The organism is Oerskovia sp. NPDC057915, assembly GCF_042887685.1.
Taxonomy (GTDB): Bacteria; Actinomycetota; Actinomycetes; order Actinomycetales; family Cellulomonadaceae; genus Oerskovia.
Window position 1 is genome coordinate 1 of the sequence record NZ_JBHVOS010000052.1, and the last position, 1,490, is coordinate 1,490.

At 54.4% G+C, this 1,490-nt stretch carries 2 rRNA genes; both read left to right on the forward strand.

Annotated elements, in window-relative coordinates:
* Positions 1 to 1,372: ribosomal RNA gene (locus ACFVQ3_RS18805) — 23S ribosomal RNA — on the forward strand; the annotation flags it as partial.
* A 50-nt stretch (positions 1,373 to 1,422) separates the two neighbouring features.
* Positions 1,423 to 1,490, forward strand: a 5S ribosomal RNA gene (rrf, locus tag ACFVQ3_RS18810); the annotation flags it as partial.

Here is a 1,490-nt window from a genome sequence, read left to right on the forward strand (position 1 = left end):
GGCTGAGCTGTGATGGCGAGCGAATTATAGTAGCGAAGTTCCTGATTCCACACTGCCAAGAAAAGCCTCTAGCGAGGTGAGAGGTGCCCGTACCGCAAACCGACACAGGTAGGCGAGGAGAGAATCCTAAGGTGAGCGAGAGAACTCTCGTTAAGGAACTCGGCAAAATGACCCCGTAACTTCGGGAGAAGGGGTGCTCTGTTAGGGTGAAAGCCCGAGAGAGCCGCAGTGAATAGGCCCAGGCGACTGTTTAGCAAAAACACAGGTCTCTGCGAAGCCGTAAGGCGAAGTATAGGGGCTGACGCCTGCCCGGTGCTGGAAGGTTAAGAGGAGCGCTTAGCGTAAGCGAAGGTGCGAATTGAAGCCCCAGTAAACGGCGGCCGTAACTATAACGGTCCTAAGGTAGCGAAATTCCTTGTCGGGTAAGTTCCGACCCGCACGAAAGGCGCAACGATCTGGGCACTGTCTCAACGAGAGACTCGGTGAAATTATAGTACCTGTGAAGATGCAGGTTACCCGCGACAGGACGGAAAGACCCCGTGGAGCTTTACTGCAGCCTGATATTGAATGTTGGTACAGCTTGTACAGGATAGGTAGGAGCCTTGGAAACCGGAGCGCCAGCTTCGGTGGAGGCATCGGTGGGATACTACCCTGGCTGTATTGACCTTCTAACCCGCCGCCCTTATCGGGCCGGGAGACAGTGTCAGGTGGGCAGTTTGACTGGGGCGGTCGCCTCCTAAAATGTAACGGAGGCGCCCAAAGGTTCCCTCAGAATGGTTGGAAATCATTCGCAGAGTGTAAAGGCACAAGGGAGCTTGACTGCGAGACCTACAAGTCGAGCAGGGACGAAAGTCGGGCTTAGTGATCCGGTGGTTCCGCATGGAAGGGCCATCGCTCAACGGATAAAAGCTACCCCGGGGATAACAGGCTTATCTCCCCCAAGAGTCCACATCGACGGGGAGGTTTGGCACCTCGATGTCGGCTCATCGCATCCTGGGGCTGTAGTCGGTCCCAAGGGTTGGGCTGTTCGCCCATTAAAGCGGTACGCGAGCTGGGTTCAGAACGTCGTGAGACAGTTCGGTCCCTATCCGTCGCGGGCGCAGGAAATTTGAGAGGAGCTGTCCTTAGTACGAGAGGACCGGGATGGACGCACCGCTGGTGTACCAGTTGTTCTGCCAAGGGCATCGCTGGGTAGCTATGTGCGGACGGGATAAGTGCTGAAAGCATCTAAGCATGAAGCCCCCCTCAAGATGAGATTTCCCATTCCGCAAGGAAGTAAGATCCCTGAAAGATGATCAGGTTGATAGGTCTGAGGTGGAAGTGTGGCGACACATGGAGCTGACAGATACTAATCGATCGAGGACTTAACCAATTTGAATGTATGCTTACTGTTATCTAGTTTTGAGAGAACACTCTCAATGGTTTGGTGGCGATAGCGAAGAGGTCACACCCGTTCCCATGCCGAACACGGAAGTTAAGCTCTTCAGCGC